The 21193-nt window shown below is 62.3% G+C and carries 12 protein-coding genes; 8 read left to right on the forward strand and 4 right to left on the reverse strand.

Annotation, left to right across the window (positions count from 1 at the left end; translation table 11 throughout):
- Positions 1-77: 77 nt before the first annotated feature.
- From ACSQ12_RS05325 to ACSQ12_RS05335, 3 genes are all read left to right on the forward strand, one after another.
- The gene (locus ACSQ12_RS05325; protein WP_436064617.1) at positions 78-815 is read left to right on the forward strand and encodes a hypothetical protein; all 738 of its coding nucleotides are present in this window, start codon (positions 78-80) and stop codon (positions 813-815) included.
- 547 nt (positions 816-1362) lie between these two features.
- Positions 1363-2052, forward strand: coding sequence for a DUF6994 family protein (locus ACSQ12_RS05330; protein WP_436064618.1), 690 nt, complete (start codon positions 1363-1365; stop codon positions 2050-2052).
- A 291-nt stretch (positions 2053-2343) separates the two neighbouring features.
- A complete protein-coding gene (locus ACSQ12_RS05335) occupies positions 2344-8808 on the forward strand; it encodes a DUF3320 domain-containing protein (protein WP_436064619.1) in 6465 nt (2154 codons plus the stop codon).
- Between the two features lie 217 nt (positions 8809-9025).
- Here ACSQ12_RS05335 and ACSQ12_RS05340 read toward each other — a convergent pair whose 3' ends face one another.
- Positions 9026-9253 carry a hypothetical protein gene (locus ACSQ12_RS05340; RefSeq protein WP_436064620.1) on the reverse strand — a complete coding sequence of 76 codons (228 nt, stop codon included), beginning with the start codon at positions 9251-9253 and terminating at the stop codon, positions 9026-9028.
- A gap of 86 nt (positions 9254-9339) precedes the next feature.
- On the reverse strand, positions 9340-10659 hold the full coding sequence (locus tag ACSQ12_RS05345; protein ID WP_436064621.1) for a hypothetical protein: 1320 nt from the start codon (positions 10657-10659) through the stop codon (positions 9340-9342).
- A 251-nt stretch (positions 10660-10910) separates the two neighbouring features.
- On the opposite strand from ACSQ12_RS05345, the gene ACSQ12_RS05350 reads away from it, so the two are divergent.
- The 5 genes from ACSQ12_RS05350 to ACSQ12_RS05370 all read left to right on the forward strand — a co-directional run bounded on the left by ACSQ12_RS05350 (position 10911) and on the right by ACSQ12_RS05370 (position 18721).
- Positions 10911-11537 carry a DUF4230 domain-containing protein gene (locus ACSQ12_RS05350; protein ID WP_436064622.1) on the forward strand — a complete coding sequence of 209 codons (627 nt, stop codon included), beginning with the start codon at positions 10911-10913 and terminating at the stop codon, positions 11535-11537.
- Positions 11538-12016: 479 nt separating this feature from the next.
- Entirely contained in the window at positions 12017-13489 is a 1473-nt protein-coding gene (locus ACSQ12_RS05355; RefSeq protein WP_436064623.1) for a DUF3375 domain-containing protein, read from the forward strand.
- Complete coding sequence (locus ACSQ12_RS05360) at positions 13486-14160, forward strand: DUF4194 domain-containing protein (protein WP_436064624.1); 675 nt, start codon at positions 13486-13488, stop codon at positions 14158-14160. Before ACSQ12_RS05355 ends, ACSQ12_RS05360 begins: the two co-directional genes overlap by 4 nt.
- A complete protein-coding gene (locus ACSQ12_RS05365) occupies positions 14157-17591 on the forward strand; it encodes an ATP-binding protein (RefSeq protein WP_436064625.1) in 3435 nt (1144 codons plus the stop codon). Before ACSQ12_RS05360 ends, ACSQ12_RS05365 begins: the two co-directional genes overlap by 4 nt.
- Positions 17588-18721, forward strand: a complete 1134-nt coding sequence (locus ACSQ12_RS05370) for a Wadjet anti-phage system protein JetD domain-containing protein (RefSeq protein ID WP_436064626.1) — start codon at positions 17588-17590, stop codon at positions 18719-18721. Before ACSQ12_RS05365 ends, ACSQ12_RS05370 begins: the two co-directional genes overlap by 4 nt.
- Before the next feature lie 137 nt (positions 18722-18858).
- Here the strand turns inward: ACSQ12_RS05370 and ACSQ12_RS05375 are convergent, their stop codons facing one another.
- Positions 18859-19926, reverse strand: coding sequence for a hypothetical protein (locus tag ACSQ12_RS05375; protein ID WP_436064627.1), 1068 nt, complete (start codon positions 19924-19926; stop codon positions 18859-18861).
- Positions 19927-20392: 466 nt separating this feature from the next.
- Positions 20393-21172, reverse strand: a complete 780-nt coding sequence (locus ACSQ12_RS05380; RefSeq protein WP_436064628.1) for a DeoR/GlpR family DNA-binding transcription regulator — start codon at positions 21170-21172, stop codon at positions 20393-20395.
- Positions 21173-21193: the final 21 nt, after the last annotated feature.

Below are 21193 nucleotides of genomic sequence, written 5' to 3' on the forward strand. Positions count from 1 at the left end.
AGACCGCGCAGCAGCACGTCGCCGGTGTCCGAGCTGACGGTGGAGGCGCCGTCCGGAATTACTGAGGAGCGTGACTGGTGAGTAACGCCAGTGACTGGGCATTGAGGCTCAAGAAGATCCACGAGAAACAACTGGACCGTCCCCGCCGCGTACACCGGCTGGGCCGCACCAAAATTCTCTTCACAACCGGCCACGCGGCCTGCACGGTGGGTGCAGCGGTCGGGGCAGTGTCGGTCGATGCTCCCGATCTTGTTTTCTGGATTGCAACTGTGGCAGGGTTCTTCGGCGGAAGGTACTTTTACCCGGTTCCCCGCAGCAGTGTTGCGAGCCCTTACGGCGTCAGGGACTTCGCCAAGAAGTCCCCGGCCGACCTGGACTTCATGACCCCGGCAGAGATCCGGGCCTACCAATTCAACGCGGAGTTCGCCCAAAAGGGTGTGACACCTTTGGCGCTGGGGACCGAGGACGCCCTGGGCCGCCAGCGTGAGGCAGTCCGAACAGCGTCCCAGGGCTCAGGCGTGGATGCCGTGTTGCTGGCTGATTTTTCCCTGGCGGAGCTGAAGGAATACGAAAGGACCGCGGACCGCCACGATCTGCTGAAGCGGCGCTGGCTCACCTACGAGGTGGACCCGCAGCTGCAGTTCGACTTTCCCGCGATGTCAGATACTTCCCTTCCGACCACGTCAGCCATGCTCAGGGCCATGCGCGCCGCCGACCACGAGAGAACCGCTGGTAACCCGGGCGAGTACAAGCTCGCGGTGGACAGGTTTTCCCAGGCCTTGGCGGCGGCTGAAGCAGCAGCGGGAGTGCCCTGACGACTGAGCCGTCGACGCGGTGACCTGGCCGGCGGCGGGGGAGGGCTGAGCGAGAAGATCCCGGTGGACGCGCATCACAGGCCGGATCCAGCTGGAGGACTTGGTGGAGCAGGGCTTCGATACCCTCATCAACCCCAAGGACGCCGCGTTTAAGGGTGCTGGTGCACCCGTAGGTTCTGGTGGGCGGGCGTCTGGAAGGACGACGGCGGGAGGCGAGTGCCGCCGTCGTCCCTCCACGCCTGCCCTTGGTCGGGCAATCAGGCCAACGTTTGCACGGTCCCAGCGGTTACTTCTCAGCATTAGCGCAGGAACCCGGAAGCATTGCATCAAGACCGGTTTTGCCAGTGGGTTCACATGAGACGATTCACGCACTACGCGCACAATGCACGATTTGGGGGTCTCCAACAGTGAAGTACAAAAGGTTACTGCCGGCGCTCGCTCTTATAGCGCCTACTGAAGTGGCCACCAGGCACGCGAAGCAACCACGGCACGCCCAGACTTGTGAAAGTCACAGCCGTGGAATCCACATCGAATTCGAAGGACTTCGATGACCTTCGACTTCCACTCCGATACTCCCTCCGGCAAGGACCCCGACTCCTTCAGCCCCGCCCTACGGAAGTACCACCAGCTGCTGTGGAGCAAGGAGTTGCCCACCGGCCAGCACTTCCACCTGGCTATGGAACCTCGCAGGTACCTCGTGCACCGATCCTCGTCAGGTGTTTTCTTCCTCGCCAGCGACACGATCACCACCAGGCTGCGAAAGAAGGCTTGGAACGTTATCCGTGACATACCGGAAGACGACCTACCCAAGTACGTCGGCTACACGGCCGGAAGCACGCTCGTGTTTCCAGGCAACAGGATCGGCCGAAAACCGACGATCAATGGTGCACGCGGGCTCCATCCCAGGATCGCCGATCGCTTCGATCTGACCCTGGAGTGTATCCGCCGCCACTATCGTGGTGAGCAGAGCCCCCTCGCCGCGGTCCTGCTCAGATATGCGGAATTCTTCGCACTGTTCGGGGATTTCGCCGGGTACGTCAGATTCTTTTTACTGGAAGACCTTGTGGAGGATGACGGCCAGACAATCCGGTTCTTCCACCCGTTTGCCGACTTCGGCACACCAGCTGTTCCGAAGGACCGTGACGAATACCTCGGGTATCTACGGCTCAGCAACGCTTTCATCAGCGCGCGCAATCGTAGGATCGACGAAGAACTTCAAGGGCGGATCGCACGGTAAGCCGGAAGTTCACTTGGTCGCAGCCCCACCGGCCCTGCGGAACGGCGGCGTCCGCGGTCATAGCTCGCTGCGTCGGCCGGACGGCTATTTCTCCGTGTCCGTAGCGTCGGGAGGGCCGAAAGGGCCGCAAACGACGGGTTCAATTGGTCTGGGCCGTAACTTACCGGTTTTCCGGACCGCTGAGCGGCGCCAGAACCAGCAGACACGCAGGATTGTCAGTGCCGGATGCCATGATTGGTTGCATTGATTGAATGACGGTACTGATGCCGGTGCCGTAGATGGGGGAATTTGATGAGTCTGTCCAACCGCGAGTATGTGGGCCGGGCCCTTGAGGCCTTGGCGGTTGGCCTTGAGCCCTACATCGCAGCAGTGCTCTCTGAGGTAGCCCCCGGCGTGGCATGGACCAAGATCATTCAGCACAAGGACGAGAACGCTGGCCGCGCTGCGCAATCCTACGCACCCACGGATCTCAGCCTGCAGCTGCGCATTATGACTGAATCCATGGGCTCACTTGGCTACCCCTTTAACCTCCCGCATGACGCACGCAGCCACACTTCCGAACTGCGCCAGGCACGCAACCTTTGGGCACACAACGAGTCCTTCGACGACGCCGACACCTTCCGTGCCCTGGACACCGCAGGTCGGCTGGCCAAAGTGATCGAGCTGGACCAGACTCACAGCGAGTTGGTTGCGCTTCTCACCGAGTACCAGAACCGGTCCTCTCCGAACCCGGAACAACCGGAAGATGACCAGGCTCTGCCGGCCGCCGTCGCGCAGACCGACCACCCGGAGGAAAGCTTTCCGGGTGAGCCCGCGGTCCATGGACCGGCTATATCCGCTGCCCACGTTGTGGTTGAGGTGACCACTGCAGATTCACTGAGCTACGCTATGGCGCACAACGGCTTCCGCTTCGTCAGGCAGGTCAAGATCACCAACAATGGCGCGGAAATCCGCGGTGCAGTGGTCCAGGTGGAGGCCTCCGCGCAGACAGGCCGGATCTCCGGCGACTTCCAGCAGTATGTGGACCTTGCCGCAGGCCAAACCATCACGCTCGATGACCTCAATGTCCCGGTTCAGGCCACCACCATGTATGAACTGGCTGACCGCCAGATGGGAAAGGTGCTGGTGACCGTCCATTCGGCGGGCGCCGATGCCGCCGTGGCGGAGCTGGGCCGCGCAGAAGCGGACCTGACGCTCCTGCCCGCCCAGTTGTGGATCGCCGGACGGGGACTCGTCTCCTACGAGTTCCTGGCCGCGTATGTGCAACCGCACCATCCCAGCATTGCCAAGCTCATGTCCGAGGCCGCCGACATCCTCGTGCAAACAACGGGCAGCGGCAGCTTCGACGGGTACCTAGAAGACGGGGACCGGGTTGATCAGATCGTGTTCGCCATTGCGCAGGCCATGAGCGCCCGTGACATCCGCTACAGCATGCCACCCGCCAGCTGGGGACTGGAAGGACAGCAGGTACGGACGCCGGCGCAGGTCCTTGACGACCGTTTGGGCACGTGCCTGGACACCACGCTGGTCCTGGCCGCCGCTTTGGAATTCTGCGGAATCAGGCCTCTGCTCTGGCTGGTGGACGGCCACGCATTCCTCGGCTACTGGCGCGAGGAAGGCAGCCTCAGCACTGCGGCCTCCGACGACGTGTCCGAGCTGGTCAGCCTTGTACAGCGGGGCTTCATCGGCCTCGTGGAGACCACGCTCCTCACCGGCAGTCAGCCGATCTCGGCGGCCGCACTCCGCAGCAGCCCGCTGAACCGTTATGTGGAAAGCGGCAATGACGAGATCAACGCGGTGACTGACATCAGGCGCGCCCGCCTCGATGGCATCTACCCGCTACCGGCCCGGACCACGTCCGACGCCGGAACCTACGCGGTGGTCAACTACGTCCCGGAAACCAAGACTGTGCCGGCGCTGCCGAAGAAAGCAGCCTCAAGCGGGGGAGCGGTCAGGACCACATCCGATGTTCCACCGCGGGTGGTCCAATGGAAGAATGCCCTGCTGGACCTGAGCCTGCGGAACAGGCTCATCAACTTCACTGACACCGCGCGGTTCCCACTCGCAGTGCCTACCGCATGGATGGGCGCCTTCGAGGACCTCATCAGCAAGGGCACGTCCGTCAGCCTGCTTCCGTCCAACCAGATCAGTGCCATCCACCAGGAGCGCGGCGTCCGCTTCGGCAGGGACCTGCCCCAAGACGAACTCGCGGAGCTGCTCAGCTCCAAAAAGGCCGTGTTCGCCGAGGTCAGCGAAGACGGCTACAACGCTAAGATGCGCGGGCTCGCCTACAAGGCGAAGACCCAGCTGGAGGAAACGGGAGCCAACAACCTCTACCTGGCCATTGGCAGCCTGATGTGGGAGCTGGACGGCCGGGCGCTTCGGTCCCCGCTGGTTCTGGTCCCGGTGAAGCTGACTTCTGCAGGGAAAAACGGTCTGTACCGCGTCACACTCGATGAGACCGGCCAGTCCACGCCGAACTATTGCCTCCTCGAGAAGCTGGCGCAGTCCCATGACCTGCGCATTCCGGGCCTCGCGGAGCCGGAGGAAGATGGATCCGGAATCGATCTGGACGCCGCGTTCGCTGCTGTGCGGGCCGCCGTTTCGGCCAAGGGCCTGGCTTTCCGCGTTGAAAACACCGTGGACCTGTCCATGTTGCAGTTCGCCAAATTCCGCCTGTGGAAGGACCTTGACGAGAACTGGAAGGAATTCACCGCCAACAGCCTGGTCAAACACCTCATCAGCACCCCCACGGAACTGTACTCAGACAATGTTCCCGTCACACCCGACGTCGACCTGGACGCCCTTGCGGCGCAATGTCCAATACCAGCGGACTCGTCGCAGCTGGAGGCAGTCGCGTCAGCAGTCGCCGGCCAGACGTTCGTCCTGGAAGGCCCTCCGGGCACCGGGAAGTCACAGACCATCACCAACCTCCTGACCCGCGCCATTGCTGACGGCAAAAGGGTCCTGTTCGTTGCGGAGAAGCGGGCAGCACTGGATGTTGTCCAGAGGCGGCTCGACGACGTCGGGATGGGACCGTTCTCCCTTGACCTGCACGACAAGGGCAGCAAGCCTGCGGTGGTTCGGGCACAGATCAAACATGCCCTGGAGCTCCGCCTGTCTGCGAACAAGCAGCAGCTCGAGACTGCCTCCACCGATCTTGCTTCAGCCCGCCGCGGACTGGTCCGGTACGCCAACAACGTCCATGAGGAGAATGGCGCGCAGCTGTCCCTCTACAGCGCGCGGACCAAGGCGCTGACCTATGAACCTGATCATGCGACAGTTCCGCTCAGCCCGGAACTGACAGCGTCCTTGAATGACTCCACCCTGAACTCGATTCGGCAGGTGTTCCGGGAACTTCCGGAGTTCACCGACCCCGTCCGTCCTGGGCCTGACCACCCATGGCGTTTCGTCTCTGTTGCGGCGGGCGACCAGCAGGAGCAGCAGCTGCTGGCTGTGGGTCGCCGCCTTAATGAGGCGCTGAACGCCTTGCGGCCAACGCCTGGGGTTTCGTCGGTTCTGGACGCAGCGCAAACGCCCGCCGACGTCGGAACTCTCGCTACTCTGCTGCAGGACCGGAACGTCCCACTGGGAACGCTGGATGTGGTCCGCTCCGGGGACTGGTCGGTTAACGCTGAACAGCTGGAGAAGCTGGTTACGGCCTTTGCGTCCGTTCAGCATCCGGGCCTTGAGCACGTAGCGCCGGGGGCTATGGATCTTCCTCTGCCAGAAATCCTCGGCCGTGCGCAGCAGGCCGCAGCATCCGGGTTTTGGGGACGCAAGAAGCGGCTGCTGGCAGTGGCCGCCGAACTGTCTCCTGTGCTTGTATCTGGAGCTGAAATCCGCCACAAGGAGCTTGTGTCGCTGCTGGAGAAAGTGGTGGCCGTCCAGCAGGAGGTCTCCGGCCTGCGGGCAACGCGGGGCTCTTTGCCTGGGCTTCCTGCGGATCAGCAATGGAACCCGCTGACGCCGGACGCACAAGCCGATCTGAGACACCGCATTTCCTGGCTTCGCTGGGCGGCGCAGTCCGTGCAGCCGTCCCCGGAGCCTGACGCCGCGAGTTTCCAGAACGAGCTTCGTGCTTTCCTTCAGGATGCCCCCGACGTCCACCAGAACGTTGTCGGCTGGCTGCGGGAACTTTCCACTGCTTGGGAAGAATTCCTGAAGATCCAAGGTGTGGGTAGCGATGACCTGCGTGCGTGGACCGGTGAGCGAGGTTTCCTAGCCCGGTGGTGGGAAACGTCCGTGCCGCGGCGACTGGACGCGGCGGGGTCGGTACCGCTGACGCGGTGGCTTGAGCTGATTCGTCATGTCGAACCGCTGCGTACCGCGGGACTGGTGGACGCCCGTATTGCCATCCTCGACGGCGAGCTGGAAGCAGATGACGCAGCAGCAGCCTTTGAACGCGGCTTGGCTGAAGGGTCGCTGGCCGAGCGCCGCATCGCCACGGGTTTGGGGGACTTTGATGGCGCAGCGCACGAGCGCACCATCGAACGGTTCACCACGCGCGCCGAAACGGTACGCGAGCTCCTCAAGACCAACCTTGCCGCCGGGGTTCTGCGCTCCCGGACGGTCTCGTCGTCGTCGACCTCGGGGCGCATGGGCGAGCTGCAACGGCAACTGACCAGGCAACGGGGCGGCTTGTCCGTCCGGAAACTGATGGAACACTACGCAGACCTCATCACGGGGATCATGCCTTGCACACTGGTCAGCCCGGATTCGGTGGCGCGGTTCTTCCCTGCCAAGGCCGGTCTGTTCGACATCGTGGTGTTTGATGAAGCCTCACAGATCCGGGTAGCCGACGCAGTGGGTGCCATGGGCCGCGGTGCGTCCGTAGTGGTGGTGGGTGACAGCAAACAGATGCCGCCCACGTCGTTCGCGGAGATTTCCTCTGACGCCGGCACCGACGGTGACGCCGAGATCTCAGTGGTGGAGGATATGGAGTCGATACTTTCCGAGTGCGTAGAAGCGCGGGTGCCGCGGCAGTGGCTGTCCTGGCACTACCGGAGCCAGGACGAATCGCTGATTGCTTTCAGTAACCAGCAGTACTACGACAGCAAGCTTTCCTCGTTCCCGGGCCCGTCCCACGGCGCTGCGAATGCCGGTGTCCGCGGACACGGCGTGAACTTTGTCCGGGTCGACGGCCAGTTTCACCGTTCGGGACCATCCAAGGTCCTTCGTACCAATCCTGTGGAGGCTGCTGCGGTTGTGGCCGAGATCCGCCGCAGGTTTGATGCTGATCCCGCGGGCACTCCCTCCATCGGTGTGGTGACGTTCAACCTGCAGCAACGCGCACTGATCGAAGGTCTGCTGCGCGACACGGAGGAGCCGCGCATCGTCGGCGCTCTTGACGACGACTCAGAAGGGCTGTTCGTCAAAAACCTTGAGAACGTCCAGGGTGATGAGCGGGACGTCATCCTGTTCTCCACCGGGTTCAGCAAGAATGACAAGGGCTACCTGCCGCTGAACTTTGGCCCCCTGAACCGGTCCGGTGGGGAACGGCGGCTCAACGTTGCCGTCACCCGTGCACGCCGGCAGGTTATAGTCTTCTCCAGCTTCAACCCGGGCGACCTGCGCTCCGAGGAAACCAGCTCCGTGGGCATCAAGCACCTGCGGTCGTACCTTGATCTGGCAGAGCAGGGGACCGCTGCCCTGCCTTACGATGGGCGCCGCGCCGCCAGCGTCGACCTGCACCGGGAAGAGATAGCCGACGCGCTGCGAGACCGCGGGTTCGTGGTTTCTTCAGATGTGGGTTTGTCCGATTTCAAGGTGGACCTGAGCGTTGCATTGCCCGAAGACCCGTCCCGCCAGCTGATGGCCGTCCTGCTGGACGGTCCGGCCTGGGCCGCACGCCGGACCGCGGGCGACCGGGACGGGCTGCCCCGGGATGTCCTGACGCGGATGATGCGGTGGCCTTCTGTGGAGCGGGTATGGTTGCCGGCGTGGCTGGTCGACAGCGAGGCCGTACTCGATCGGCTGGAACTGTCCCTGCGGGAAGCCGCCGGTGACGTTGCGGAAGAGGCTGTCGCTAAGCCAGCTCCGCGCGGTGTTAGCCTTCCCGGATTTGCTGGTGGTGAGGCTATTGAGGAGCCCGCTGGAATTGTCACTGACCCGATCGGAACCCTGCCGCTTTTTGCGGAGCTTCGGAAGGCAGCCGCGCCGTCGTCGTCGTCGGTGCCTGCTACCTCAGAAGTTGCTACCTACCAGCCGTGGACAGTGCAGGCGTTCGGAACCACAGACGTTCTTGACAGCCTGCACTCACGACGTTCGATCGCGGCCGTCCGAGGTGCCATTGAGGTTGTTGTCGCGGCTGAGGGGCCAATTCATCAAGACCGACTGGCAAGGCTGGTCTGTGCTGCATTCGGACTCAATAAGGTCAACGGTCCCCGCGCGGACTCCGTGCTTCGTCTGGTCGAACCGTCGACACACGTTATTGATGACGATGGATTTGTTTGGGATGCCACGGTGGACAGACGCGCTTGGAACATCTTCCGGTCCAATGACACCGACATAGTTCGTAAGCCGGAGCACATCAGCGTCGTGGAACTACGGAATGCGATGGTGGATATCGTGAGTGCGACAGGCGGCATCGGAGTGAGTGAGCTGCATCGGGAAACGATTCAGACGTTCGGCGGGAAGCGCCGGACTGCTGGCATCACGGCCCGCCTGAATGAGGGGCTGCAGCATGGAGTCGACACCGGACATCTTGAACTGCGCGGCGACACTGTGCGGCTGGCCACATCGTTTCAATCCTAGATGAGGCTCTGACTTCCTTCCATCCGCACTACGCCGCGCGGTAACGGCGGAGGCCCTGCTGCGTGGTCTCAGCCGGCCCTATGCACTCGTGGAGTGACTCGTGATTTCGGGGCACACGATCGCGCGGGTCTTGTCGAAGTAGCTATAAAACACAAGTACTTCGCGGGATGGGCGGGATCAACGCCGTCTTGGTTAGCTGGCGGGACTTCAGCCCCGGCTATTTTTTCCGCATCTTGCTTATTACTTCCGCTGCTTGCCGGTAGGCCTCTTTGGCTTCGGGGCTTGTTGCTGCCCGGTACAACTTCTTGCCGTCCTCAAGCAATTTCCCCGCCTTCGCCTGAATTTCGGGGTCTTTAGCGAGAGCGTAAAGCTTTGCGGCGGCACTTTTTGCCTTTTGTCCGCCGTCCTTCATAACCGCAGTGGCTTTGTCTGCTTTTCCGGCCATGGTTGCTCCGTAAAATCGTAGGCGGGTTGTCTTAGCGAGCTGAGCATGCGTCAGGTAATAGAAAGCGCTTTGCCCAGCCGAGTTGATTAGGCTGCGACTCCAGGGAATACGACGAGGGATCCGTCACGCTTCCGTTCAATTTCAATTGCAACGTCATCCCGGTGGCCAGATACCTGGAGACCGTCTCCCAGAGCGCGAAGTCGGTACGAGGCCTGTAGCAGTTGGTCCACCTCGCCGGCTGTAAACGCGGGAAGGCGGAAACCGCCGTCGCGCTTCACCTGGAGCGAAGACAGTCGAAGGAGCACCTGGTTGATACCTGACTCCAACTCGTCGGTGCTGCGCCCGTCGTCGTGGAGCGTCCCGATGAAACTCTTGAAGGAGTTGCCGGTGTCCTGCTGGGCGTGCTCGACTGCCTGAAGCACGAGCACTCGCCGTTTGAGGGCGATGGCCAACCGTGCAATCTCCAGGTGCGCCCGGAAAGTTCCGCCTTCCTCGGTAATGCCGGGAAACGGCTTTTTCAATTCGCTTACCTCGACTGCGCCGTCGGACAACGCATCCAGTGCCGCTTCCCACTTCTTCAGCCGCCGCCGGGCGGCCGCGATAGCGGTATTGATGCCGTGCACGGAGGAATCCAGACCCAGCGAAAGGCCAATCCGGCCCTGGTCAAGGAGGATCGACGTCGCCTTGTCGATCGCCTCACGGCAACCGTCCAACTCGTTGCGTTCTTTATCGAGGTTGTCCTCGTGCAACTGCTCCAAGAGGTCAGTGATCCGCTCAATTGCTTCCTGGCGCTGGTGCTCGGCGTATGCGCTGACACTGACGGCCACGGCCATCAGGACGAGTGGCGCTGCCACCGTCAGAGCTCCAGCGCTGGCTACCGCAACGCCAGCCGTCGCTGCCGAACCAGTTGCAGCGCCGGCAGTGCCCGCAGCTGCGGCTCCACCAACGACGGGTACGAGCTTGGCCTGCCCAACTATCCCGGTCGAGTTCACCAAGGCGCCGTAAACAGCTCCTGAAGGTCCTCGGGCTGCCATAGGCCGAACAAGTCCCTTGCCCACCTGCGCTGCAAGCTTGGCGGGTACCACTATCCGATACAGCACTTCTCCGGTTTCAGCTACGTTCAGTTGTGGGGGAGCGGATTTTGCTGTTTGGGTTACGAGCTGCGCCAATTGCTTTGCGAGTGGACTTGCAACATCAAGCGGCAGGCCGCCCTTGCGATCACGGGTCTGCGGCATGGCATGCATTTCGAGTGTTGCGATGGGAGAATCCGCAAGTGCTGCCAAAACCGTTCTCAATTCTGCGAGGCGGGCCGACGTTAGACCTTCAGTGCCCAAAACGTCAGAAACGCTGACTGCCTCTGTAGCCAGTGTCCAAACCGGCACGAGTGCCTTGCTGTCAGTAGTCACTTTTGTCCCCTCCAGAAAGTGAAGCCGCCTCGGGCGGTGCTAGCGACGGCGCCTGGGGGAGCCAAGAACGTGATCCTTGCCCAATTGTCACCGGTCGTTATCGTCCCACATAGAGATCAGAATTTCTGAAAGTGTCGCCACCCTAACCGTCGGGCGAGTCCCGCTACACTGATCCTGAATCAGCCAGACAGTAATTCTGGAAGCAACCACCAGGAACGGAACCTCCGCCGTTTCAAGGCAAAAGGGGTCCAATGTCCGAAGCCAAATCATTCAAGCCCGTCGCGCTCGTTGCATCTGCCGTGGCGGTGCTTCTGGCTGCACTGCTGGTAGCGAGCATGCTTGGGTTCGGACCGTTTTCGAGCAAGAGCGAGCGGAACCAAACCGTTCTTCTGAAGTCCGTCAAGAATGTCAGCCAGTACCACGCTGCGGTCGGTAATTTTGAGCTTTTGTTGGACGAGAAAGAAAGCACCGGGGGGCTTCCCGATTTCATAGCAGGACGACGGACGCTCTTTGTGGCCGCTGGGACCGTCAATGCCTATGTCGACCTTGCAGGTCTCGCCGAAGAGGACCTTACTCTGTCAGCGGACGGCAAATCGGTGACGCTGCGGCTGCCCGAGCCGCAGCTCGACAAGCCCAATATCGACCACGACCGGTCCTATGTGTACAGCCAGGACCGTGGCATCGCTGACCGAGTCGTAGATGCGTTCACGGCGCCTCAGCAGTCGGAGCTCTATCTCCTCGCCGAATCGGATATGGCTGACGCTGCGGAGAAGTCCGAGCTGCGGCAGCGAGCAGGTGAAAATACCAAGAGCATGCTGACTGGTCTGTTCGGGTCGCTCGGATACGAGGTTACCTTTGAGGGCGGCGCATCTAGTTAGGTGATGCTGATCGACGGGTTGGTTCAGGCTTCGGCGCAATCGGCTGCTTCAAATTATTGAGCAGGACGCCGTAGTGGCCCCCAAAATTCAGACCCTACAAAGGACGGCGGTACGCGCAGCCCGGGAGGACCGGATGAGGCGAATTATTCTTCCAGTCGGTCCCGGTGTGTTGAAACGACTGTGTCAAGTCGCAGCCACCGGAGTTCCCTAGATGTAACTGGCGCAGTTCTTGGGCCAGTGCACCCACGTTGGAGCAGGATGTTCCAGCCGGGTGCGATCACGGACGCCGCCCACCTCGAACCGGGCGGAGAGTTCCTCCACGGATTGTCCCGCAATGGTTAAACCAACCCCTTACAAGCTTGCTGCTGTATCACTCGGTTGGCCGGCAGCAACAGGGGAGGCGATGGCGCTTGCCCTTGACGACTTCGGGCTTATCTGACAGGGAATCATTGTCAGCGCCATTGGCTAGTGTGAGACCCATGACTGTTCTCCGCGCCGCACTCACGGCCTCCCGCCTGCTGAGCGAGGACCCTGCGTGGCGTCTGCTCCGTGCAAACAACGCAGCCATCGCTGTGGCTGTGCTGAGCAAGCATCTGGGCGGCGAGCAACGGCGGTTGGCGGCACCGGCGCTCTTTGAGCAGGTTGAGGAAGACCTGGAGGAGCTGCGGGGCAATGGCTTCGACCTGCCGCAGACGGCTCAGGCATATTGCACGGCATGGCGTAATGACGGCATCCTGATCCGTCGCACGGCAGAGGGATCCCGCGAGGAGACCTTTGAGTTATCGCTCGGTTCCCTGCAGGCCATTCGCTTTGTCACCGAGTTGTCTGAGCCACGACAGGCCGTGACCGAATCGCGTCTTGCCACCATCCTGGACAGGGTGCGCGTGCTGGCCCGCGAGACAGACCCGGACAGTACGTCGCGGCTGCGGGCACTGCATGAGGAACGCGCCCGCATCGATGCCCAGATCGAGCGTGCCGCCGGCGGGGACGTCGACGTGCTGTCCGCAGAGCAGGCCGCTGAACGGCTGCGCGACGTACTGTCGCTCATTGAAGAAATTCCCAGTGATTTTGCCCGGGTCCGGTCCGAGCTTGAGCAACTCAACAGGGACCTGCGGGAACGGCTGATCGAACAGGATGGGCCGCGCGGCAGCGTCCTGGATGACATCTTCCGCGGTGTTGATCTCTTGGCCGCGTCAGAGGCTGGACGGAGCTTTTCCGGCTTCTACGCTTTACTGCTTGACCCGGAACAGGGGCGTGATTTCGAGGACAGCATCGACACCATCATGGATAGGGAGTTCACATCCCGGCTCTCCGCGACGCAAGTGAGGACCCTGCGCCGGATTCTGCCCACGCTTCAGGACCGTAGCTCCGAAATCCATGCCGTCATGACTGCGTTCAGCCGCAGCCTGCGCCGCTTTGTCCAGTCCCAGGAGCTCGAACAGGACCGGCTGATCAACCAGCGGCTGCGTTCTGCATTGCGGCAAGCTTTAGAGACCTCGCAAGCGGTGAAGCCCTATGCCAAGACTGAATTGTCGCTGGACCTGACCAGTGTTCCGCTCAATTCAGTGGCCGCTTTAAACCTGCACAATCCGGCCGACTTCGAAGCCGCTGGCGAGATCATCGAGCATGACGCCGAGACAGTGGACATTGAGGAACTCCGGGCTTTGGCCCGCGCCTCCGAGATCGACATGTTCGAATTGACCGGGAATATAAATGCCGTGCTGAGTCGGCAAAGCGCTGCAACCATTGCCGACGTTTTGGCTGATCGTCCGGCCACCCAAGGTGTGGCAAGCGTCGTCGGACTCCTAGTGCTCGCCGAAGAGCACGCCACCGCGCTGAGCGGCCGTGAAGACGTCACCTGGCAGCCTCCGGCACCCTCCCCGAACGGCTCCGGCACCACGCGCCGCGGCACCGTTGGCCGCTACCTCTTCACCGAAAGGATCCACCTGTGAGCGAATCAGGCGTACCCGGACCGGCCGGAGGCGAGGAGTCGGTGTCCGACGTCGTGCTGTGGGATGGCGACAGCGGCACCCTGCGCGAGCCCTCCCGCCGCGTCCTCGTCCAGCTTCTGCGGGGCCCCTATCTCTCCGCTTCCCGGCACGGGAACCTCTGGACGGCGCTCTTGTCCGACGAGGACGCCGTCCGGTCCAGCTTGGCCGACCTGTTCTTGGACCTTGTCACCGATCACGCCGCACAGGTCGCCTTCGTCCGCAACACCTCCGCGGACGTTGACGCGCCAAAGGTCATGCGCACTGCCACGCTGACGTTCCTGGACACGGCGCTGCTGCTCCACCTGCGGCAGACGCTACTGCAGGAAAGCGGCGGTCGGAAAACCATCGTCGGGGTGGACGAGGTGGCCGATCAGCTGCAGGTTTACCGGGGGAAAGACAACGCCGACATCGCGGGATTCTCCAAACGAATCAACTCGTCCTGGCAAAAAATGGTCAAATACGGGCTGTTGGCTGCAACCAGCACGGAGGGCCGTTTCGAGGTCTCGCCCGTCTTGAGGCTCGTCTTTGGTGCGGAGGAGATTGCAGCCGTGCAGGCGGAGTACCGGCGGCTGGCTGCGGAGGTGGAGCCCGGCTCCGCAGAACTGCCCGACACCGATGAGGAGACAGAATGAGCATGACGATGGCGGCCACGGCGCCCGGCATCCGGACCGGTCAGTGGCGGCTGGAACGGGTGGAGTTGCTCAACTGGGGGACATTCCAAGGACATCACGGCCTGGACATCGCACGGAAGGGCTTCCTACTGACGGGTCACTCCGGCTCGGGAAAGTCGTCACTGGTCGACGCCATCTCAGCCGTGCTGACGCCTCGCGGAAAGCTGCACTTCAACGCGGCCGCCCAGGACACCTCCGCCCGGGGAGAAGACCGGACGCTTGTGAGCTACATCCGCGGCGCGTGGCGGCGCAGCGCAGATGACGAAACGGGCGAAGTGCGTGCGGAATATCTGCGCACCGGCGCCACGTTTAGCGGCATCCTGCTGCGCTACAACGACGACACAGGGGCTAAGCCGTTGCTGTTGCTCAAGCTTTACCACCTGCGCCGAGGCTCCAACACGCCTGCTGACGTCAGCGAATTGAGCATCCTCCTGCAGGAGGATGCGACGCTCACCGGTTTTGTCGATTACCTTCGCAACGGCATCGAGACCCGGCGCATCAAGAGCACCTGGCCAGCCGCGTACGTCACCGACAAGCATTCGGCCTTTGCCAGCCGCTTCTGCCGCCTGATGGGCATCTCCGGCGAAAATGCCGTGCTTCTGTTACACAAGACGCAATCGGCCAAGTCGCTGGGCAGCCTTGATGACCTATTCCGCCAATTCATGCTGGACAGGCCAAAGACGTTCGACATCGCCACGACCGCAGTGGCGCAGTTTGGCGAATTGTCCGAGGCCCACCGGCTGGTGGTGGAAGCGCGCGAGCAGGTGGAACATCTGCGGGGGATGGAGGAACCGGCCCGCGCGTTCGGGCTGAACAGCGCCCGCGCCACCGAGGCCGCCGCACTTTCCGCGGCGTTGACCAACTTTAGGGATGAATGGAAGCTCAAGCTGGCCAAGGACGCCAAAGCGGCAGCCGAGTCTGCCGCGTTGACCGCCCAGCATGACGTCGATTTGGCCACCGCTACTACGGAGGAACTGGAAGAGGCTCATTCGGCCGCCCGCCGACAAGTGGACGGCCATGGCGGCCAGGCCCTGCGTGACCAACAGACGCAGGTGGACATGGCCCAGGAACGCGAACGCGATGTCCTGCGCCGGCGCGCGGAGCTGGCCTCAAAGTTGGAGGCGGTAGGCATTAGCTTCCCCGCCAGCTTCGAAGAGTACGAGGAACTTCGGGCCGCGGCCCGCACCGAACGCAGCGGCCTGGAGGCCGCCCGGGCGGCTAGTAGACAGACCGTCAATGAGCTTCACGAGGCCCGCGGTGCCGCCAAAGCGAAAGTCCGCGACCTCGAAACGGAGCTCAAATCCCTGCGCGGCCGACGGTCCAATCTCGGCGACAGGCTGGTCACAGCGAGGTCCGTAGTAGCCGAAGCGGCAGGCCTGCCGGCGTCGGCTTTTCCGTTCGCCGGTGAACTGTTAGAGGTCCGGAAGGAATTCGCCGACTGGACCGGAGCCATCGAGCGGGTGCTGCGTCCGCTGGCCACCGTCATGCTCGTCCCGGAGAAGCACATTGACCGTGTGCGCGAGGCCGTCGACGGGCTATTTCTGGGCGCGCGGCTCGTCTTCGAGTCCGTCCCCAGCCGGTCAGAGCCGCCGCGGCCCGCACGGACCGAGCGGTCCTTGGTCTCGCGGGTCCAGGTTGCCGACGGTCCTATGGCCGGTTGGCTGCACGCGGTTCTGTCAGGCAACTATGACTATGAATGCGTCGATTCGCCCGCGGAACTCGGCGGTTCGGAGAAAGCCGTCACCCGTGCCGGGCAGGTCAAACGCTCACGCACCCGACACGAAAAAGACGATCGGTCACGGGTGGACGACCGCTCAACGTGGGTGCTCGGATTCGACAACGCCGACAAACTGGAGCTACTGAGTTCACTCGTCCAGGCTGCCCGAGCCACGGCTGATCAACTCGCCGACAGGGTCGACGCCGCTGAGAACCGGCGCGAGGTCGAACGCCTGCGCACCGAGGCACTGGCACTGACTGAAACCCAAGGCTGGGACCAACTGGATGCTGGCCGGGCCCGCGCCCGGGTGGTGAGCCACAAAGAACGGCTGGCGGAGACCCTCGCGGCGAGTGGCAACCTTCGAGCAGCCGAAGCTGTCGCGAAGGAGGCCAGGGCGCGCTGGGCCGCTGCGCAGAAGGCCCAGCAGGCCGCCATGGAGTCGCTGGCTGAAGTCAGAACACAACTGGCGGGATTGGACCGCATCGTGTTAGGGCTTGAACCGCGCGTTGCCGCGTCGGTCGACGTGCCTGAGGAGCTTGCAGCCAGTCTGCGGGAACGGTTCCTGAGGCAGCGCCGCAGCATCGTCCACGAGGTGATCGACGAAGTCGCACTGACGGTGGCCACTGGGTTGAGCGCGGAGGAAAAGCAGGCCACGTCCCAGGCCGCAACCGCCCGAACAGCCTTCGCCTCGCTGGCGGGAGAGTTCCGGCGTCTTTGGCCCGCCAAAGTCGGGGACTTGACCGACCAGGTGGAGGATGGTGGCGGATATCTTGCTCTGTTGGAGCAGCTTGTCGCGGACCGCCTGCCGGACTTTGAGACCCGGTTCTTCGAACTCATGGAACGCCAGTCGCAGCAGAATGTGGCCACATTGGCCAATGAGATCCGCCGCGCGCCCTTGGAAGTGCGCGACAGGGTGGCCCCCATCAACGGCTCCCTCAAACGGTCTGCCTTCGACGCCGGGCGGTTCCTGAAGATCGTCGTCAAGGAGAACCGGGGCGAGCTGGGCAGGAAGTTCCTCAGCGACCTGCAGGACATCAGTACGGGCTCATGGGTGGCCCAGAGCCGCGACGATGCCGAAGCCAAGTTCGAAGTCATGCGGCGCATCATGGAGAAACTCGCCTCGAGCGAACCCAGCGACACCTCCTGGCGGAACCAATGCCTGGACACCCGGCTGCACGTGCGCTTCACCGCCACGGAGGTGGACTCCGCCGGCAGGCAGCTCAATGTATACGATTCCAGCGCGGGTCTCTCCGGCGGCCAGCGACAAAAGCTTGTCACGTTTTGCCTGGCCGCGGCCCTGCGCTACCAGCTGGCCGGCGATGACGAGGACGTGCCGCGCTACGGAACCGTCATCATGGACGAGGCGTTCGATAAAGCGGACAGCAACTTCACCCGCATCGCCATGGATGTCTTCACTGAATTCGGTTTCCACATGGTGCTCGCCACCCCGCTGAAACTCCTGCAAACGCTGGAGGACTACATTGGGGGCATGGCCGTGGTCACCTGCCGGGAGTTCCAGGACTCCCGCATCGGCTCGCTGTCCATGGACGCCGGCGACGGTCCGGACTCTGCGCCACCGCCTGCCGAGGTCCCGGGCCGGGAGCAGCCAGCCGGCACAGGGCTGCTGGAAACCCGGGATGCTGAAGATCCTGCGGAGACGGGCGCGCTGTTTTGAGCCCCACGCCGGTGACACCTGCCGGGGCGGCCGCGCAGGCGCTCAAGAAATACAACCGCCACGTTGGCTCGTGGTCCGTAGGCGACGACGCGTCGCTTCCCTTTGGCATCCCCTTGCATCCGCCCACCGAAGCACAGGCATTGGCCTCCGTGTCCGCCGCCGTCGACTGGGCCAAGTCATGGGAAGGGGCCGCCGACGTGTTGTGGACGGAACGCCGCTGGGCCAGCCTGGGCCAGCAGAGGGTTCCCGACCGTGTGCAACTCGACACCCCCGGGGCGGTCGCTGCATTTGCCGGTAAAACCACCCACTGGCAACGGGCATCCTCCAGGACCAATGCACTGCTCGACTCGGTGCCGCTGCCCCATACGGGCCGGTTTGCGACCGCGGTGGGCCGCAGCGCCGTGGAACTTGCCGCCTTGGCTCCCGAAGACTTCACCCGGCTCGCCGGCGTACTGGAATGGCTCAGAGTGCATCCGGCGTCCGGACTGTACATCCGCCAATTGCCCATCCGCGGAGTCGACACCAAATGGGTCCAGAACTACAGGTCCCTCGTCACGCGACTGCATGAAGCAGCCACCGGTAGAAGTGGGTTGGGACTGGCGGATAAACCGGACCTGGTCCGCGTGCGTTTCCTCGACCCCGCTCTGGCGCCGGGCGGATTGGTGGATCTGGCTGCACCGGTCACGGAGTTGGCCGCTATGGACCTGAGCCCCGAGGTGGTCTACGTGTTTGAGAATCTGGAGTCTGTGTTGGCCATGCCACCTCTGCCGGGCGCTGTGGTGGTCCATGGCTCCGGCTACGCAGTGGACAGGTTGGCCCGCATCCCGTGGATCCGCGACCATGGCGTCGTCTACTGGGGCGATCTAGACAGCCACGGGTTTGGCATTTTGAACCGCTTGCGGGCCCAAAACATTGCCGTCGTCACGGTGTTGATGGACGTGGCCACGTTGGATGCGTTCAAAGACCTGTGGGGACACGAGCCCAAACCGGCCGTTGGGTTCATGCAGCACCTTTTGCCGGAGGAGCTTGCCATAGTGGAACAGCTGGCGGTACGCGGCAACGTGCGTCTAGAACAGGAACGGATCGACTGGATGACCGCCATGGCGGTGCTCATTTCGACACGGCGCTGACCGGCGTGCCCACGACCTTTTGCGACCAAGCCAGACCCCCGCGGCATTACACCGCGGGAAGCGTTGCTGGGGCCGTTGCAGCCGGGGGCACAGGGCTCTCACTTGGCCGAGGGCGCAATTGTCGGGAGACACAAAGGCTATCCGCCGTGCACGGGGGCAGCAACGTTGGTTGGCACGAACCGTTTAGTCTCTTGCTTCGCCGGGTCAATCAGCGTCCTCGCGACAGCAAGAGCCAAGTCTATGCCCGCCGCGTCGTCCCAGCCTTTCCGGTGTATGTGTTCAGGCCAGCCGCTTTCTTGGATCTGGTCGGCTTCAATGACGTAGCTGATCCTCTCCTTAGGAAAGATGGAGTCGTCAGTGACTACCCACCCCGAGGCGAATTGGATGACGTTCCGAACTACACGGGGGTCACCAGCAACTGTTCCACGACGCGCTTGGGAACAATAAAGAATCAAGTCCGCGAGATCGGGAAAAATTTTTTCGGGGAAGACGCCTTGATTGTGTCCTAAAATGTCGATACAGGTTCTATTTATCCGGGTTAGAATGCTAGTTTCACTTTCCCCTGTGGACCAAAAATGGGTTGCGCGCCATTTGCCAGTTTCTTCTTCAATGTGACAGTTGATCGTGTCAGGGTCGTCTGGAAGCTCGAATCGAACCACAAGGTCAGTATCGTAGATTGGCACGCGCGGTCCTTTGTGACTCAAGAGGCGTTCCTCATATGCCATGGAGATAGCACTTCTGACCGAAGAAAAGGAGACGTTGGAATGGAGGAACCGAACCTGAGCATCCTGTGCCTCCCACGGAGCAAGTGCTGCTTCCCGGACTCGAGTCCCGACTTCGTTCATCCGCTGATTGCGTGCTTCTTCATGCTGCACTTCAAGTGCATTCTCAATGTTATTTACATCATTTTGAACAAAAGATACGCGCTGATCAATACGCTTCTGGGTTGCGGAAAGCGCGCTTGTGAAGAGATAAATCAGCCCGGCAAAGGCCGATGTTACGCCCGCACTCGAGAGCGTACCGCTGAGCCAGGAAACTTCAGAAGTGACTGCGGATAGGAGAATTAATATGAGACCGAGAAAAACCGATCCAGCCAGCCAATAAATTGGGCGATATTTCTCGCGTGCTATTACTGTCTTTAGACTGTTCAGCTGCCTCAATGTTTTTTCTTTAATCTTTGAACAGATGTTTCGTGCAAAACTCATGTAGCTGCCCCAAGCTCAACAGATTACCGGAAGCCGCAAATGCGGCTTCCACTTACATTGTGAGTGTAATCAACTGGAGTATGGGAGAAGTGCCGGACTGTAATAGCTGTTCATGACAGCAGCTTTAGGGATGGATCTCTCGCCGGGCTCGATACCTGCGGGTTGCAGTAAAGGCAGAGGACTCAGTCGCAGGAGTAGAGCTTGGCCACTTGCCACGACATGAGAGCATATTCCTATCGATTGACGAGTTCTTTATGGACGTGACTTGAAGTCGATGAACCCTTCCGCTCTATGCTGCGGCGGACAGGTCCTCAAACGGTATTTGGCAGGTGATCGCGCCTCTGGAAGGTAGTACCCTACCGCCTCATACAGAGCCAGGCTAATCCAGCTCTCGACTGCAACTTCGTACGGTGACATTCGGACTTCCTGACCCGAGCTAAGTCGCTGATGACCGACCCCCAGATTTCTAAGTCACACTCTCGATGGCAGCCACCTCAACCTGAACCCCAACATCCCGGAACTTCTGCACCTGGGCCGGGTCCGCGCCGTCGTCCGTCACCAAGGTCCATGGCAATGCCAGCCGCGCCCACGCATGAAAAGGCCGCAGGCCGAGCTTGGAGGAGTCCGCCAGCACGTACACCTCCCGGCCGCGCCGGGCCATAAGCTCCTTGAGCCGGGTTTGGGCGTGGTCGGCCTCGCAGATGCCGTCCTCGGCGGTGACGGCGTCGGCGCCCAGGAACACGCGGTCAAAACTCATCCGCTCCAGGGCCGCCTCGGCCAGCGGTCCCACAAAACTCTGCGAAAGGCTCCGCAGCCGGCCGCCCAGGCAGTCCACCTCGATGCCTTCCGAATCGGCCAGCTCCTGCATGGTGTTGATGCCCGGCGTCGTTACGAACAACTTTTCGAAACCCCGCAGCTCATGCGCAAGGGCACCCACGGTGGAGCCGGCGTCCAGCAGGATGTTCTCCCCGGGCCGGATCACGGACGCCGCCCAGCGGGCGATCGCGTGCTTCTGCTCAAACGCCTCGCCGGTGCGCTGCCGCAGCGACGCCTCCGGGTGCGCGCCCAGGGCCATGGCTCCGCCGTACGTGCGGGCCAGCCGGCCCTGCCCGTTCAGCAGCGCCAGGTCGCGGCGGATGGTGGAGGCCGTCACCTCGAACCGGGCCGACAATTCCTCCACGGACGCCAGGCCGGTGGTCACGGCAAGGTGGTAGATCTCCTCGCGCCTGGCATTTGCGCTCAGCATTCCCGGTCTCCTTCGCGTGGG

The sequence above is a fragment of the Arthrobacter sp. LjRoot14 genome (genome assembly GCF_964253905.1).
Lineage (GTDB): Bacteria > Actinomycetota > Actinomycetes > Actinomycetales > Micrococcaceae > Arthrobacter.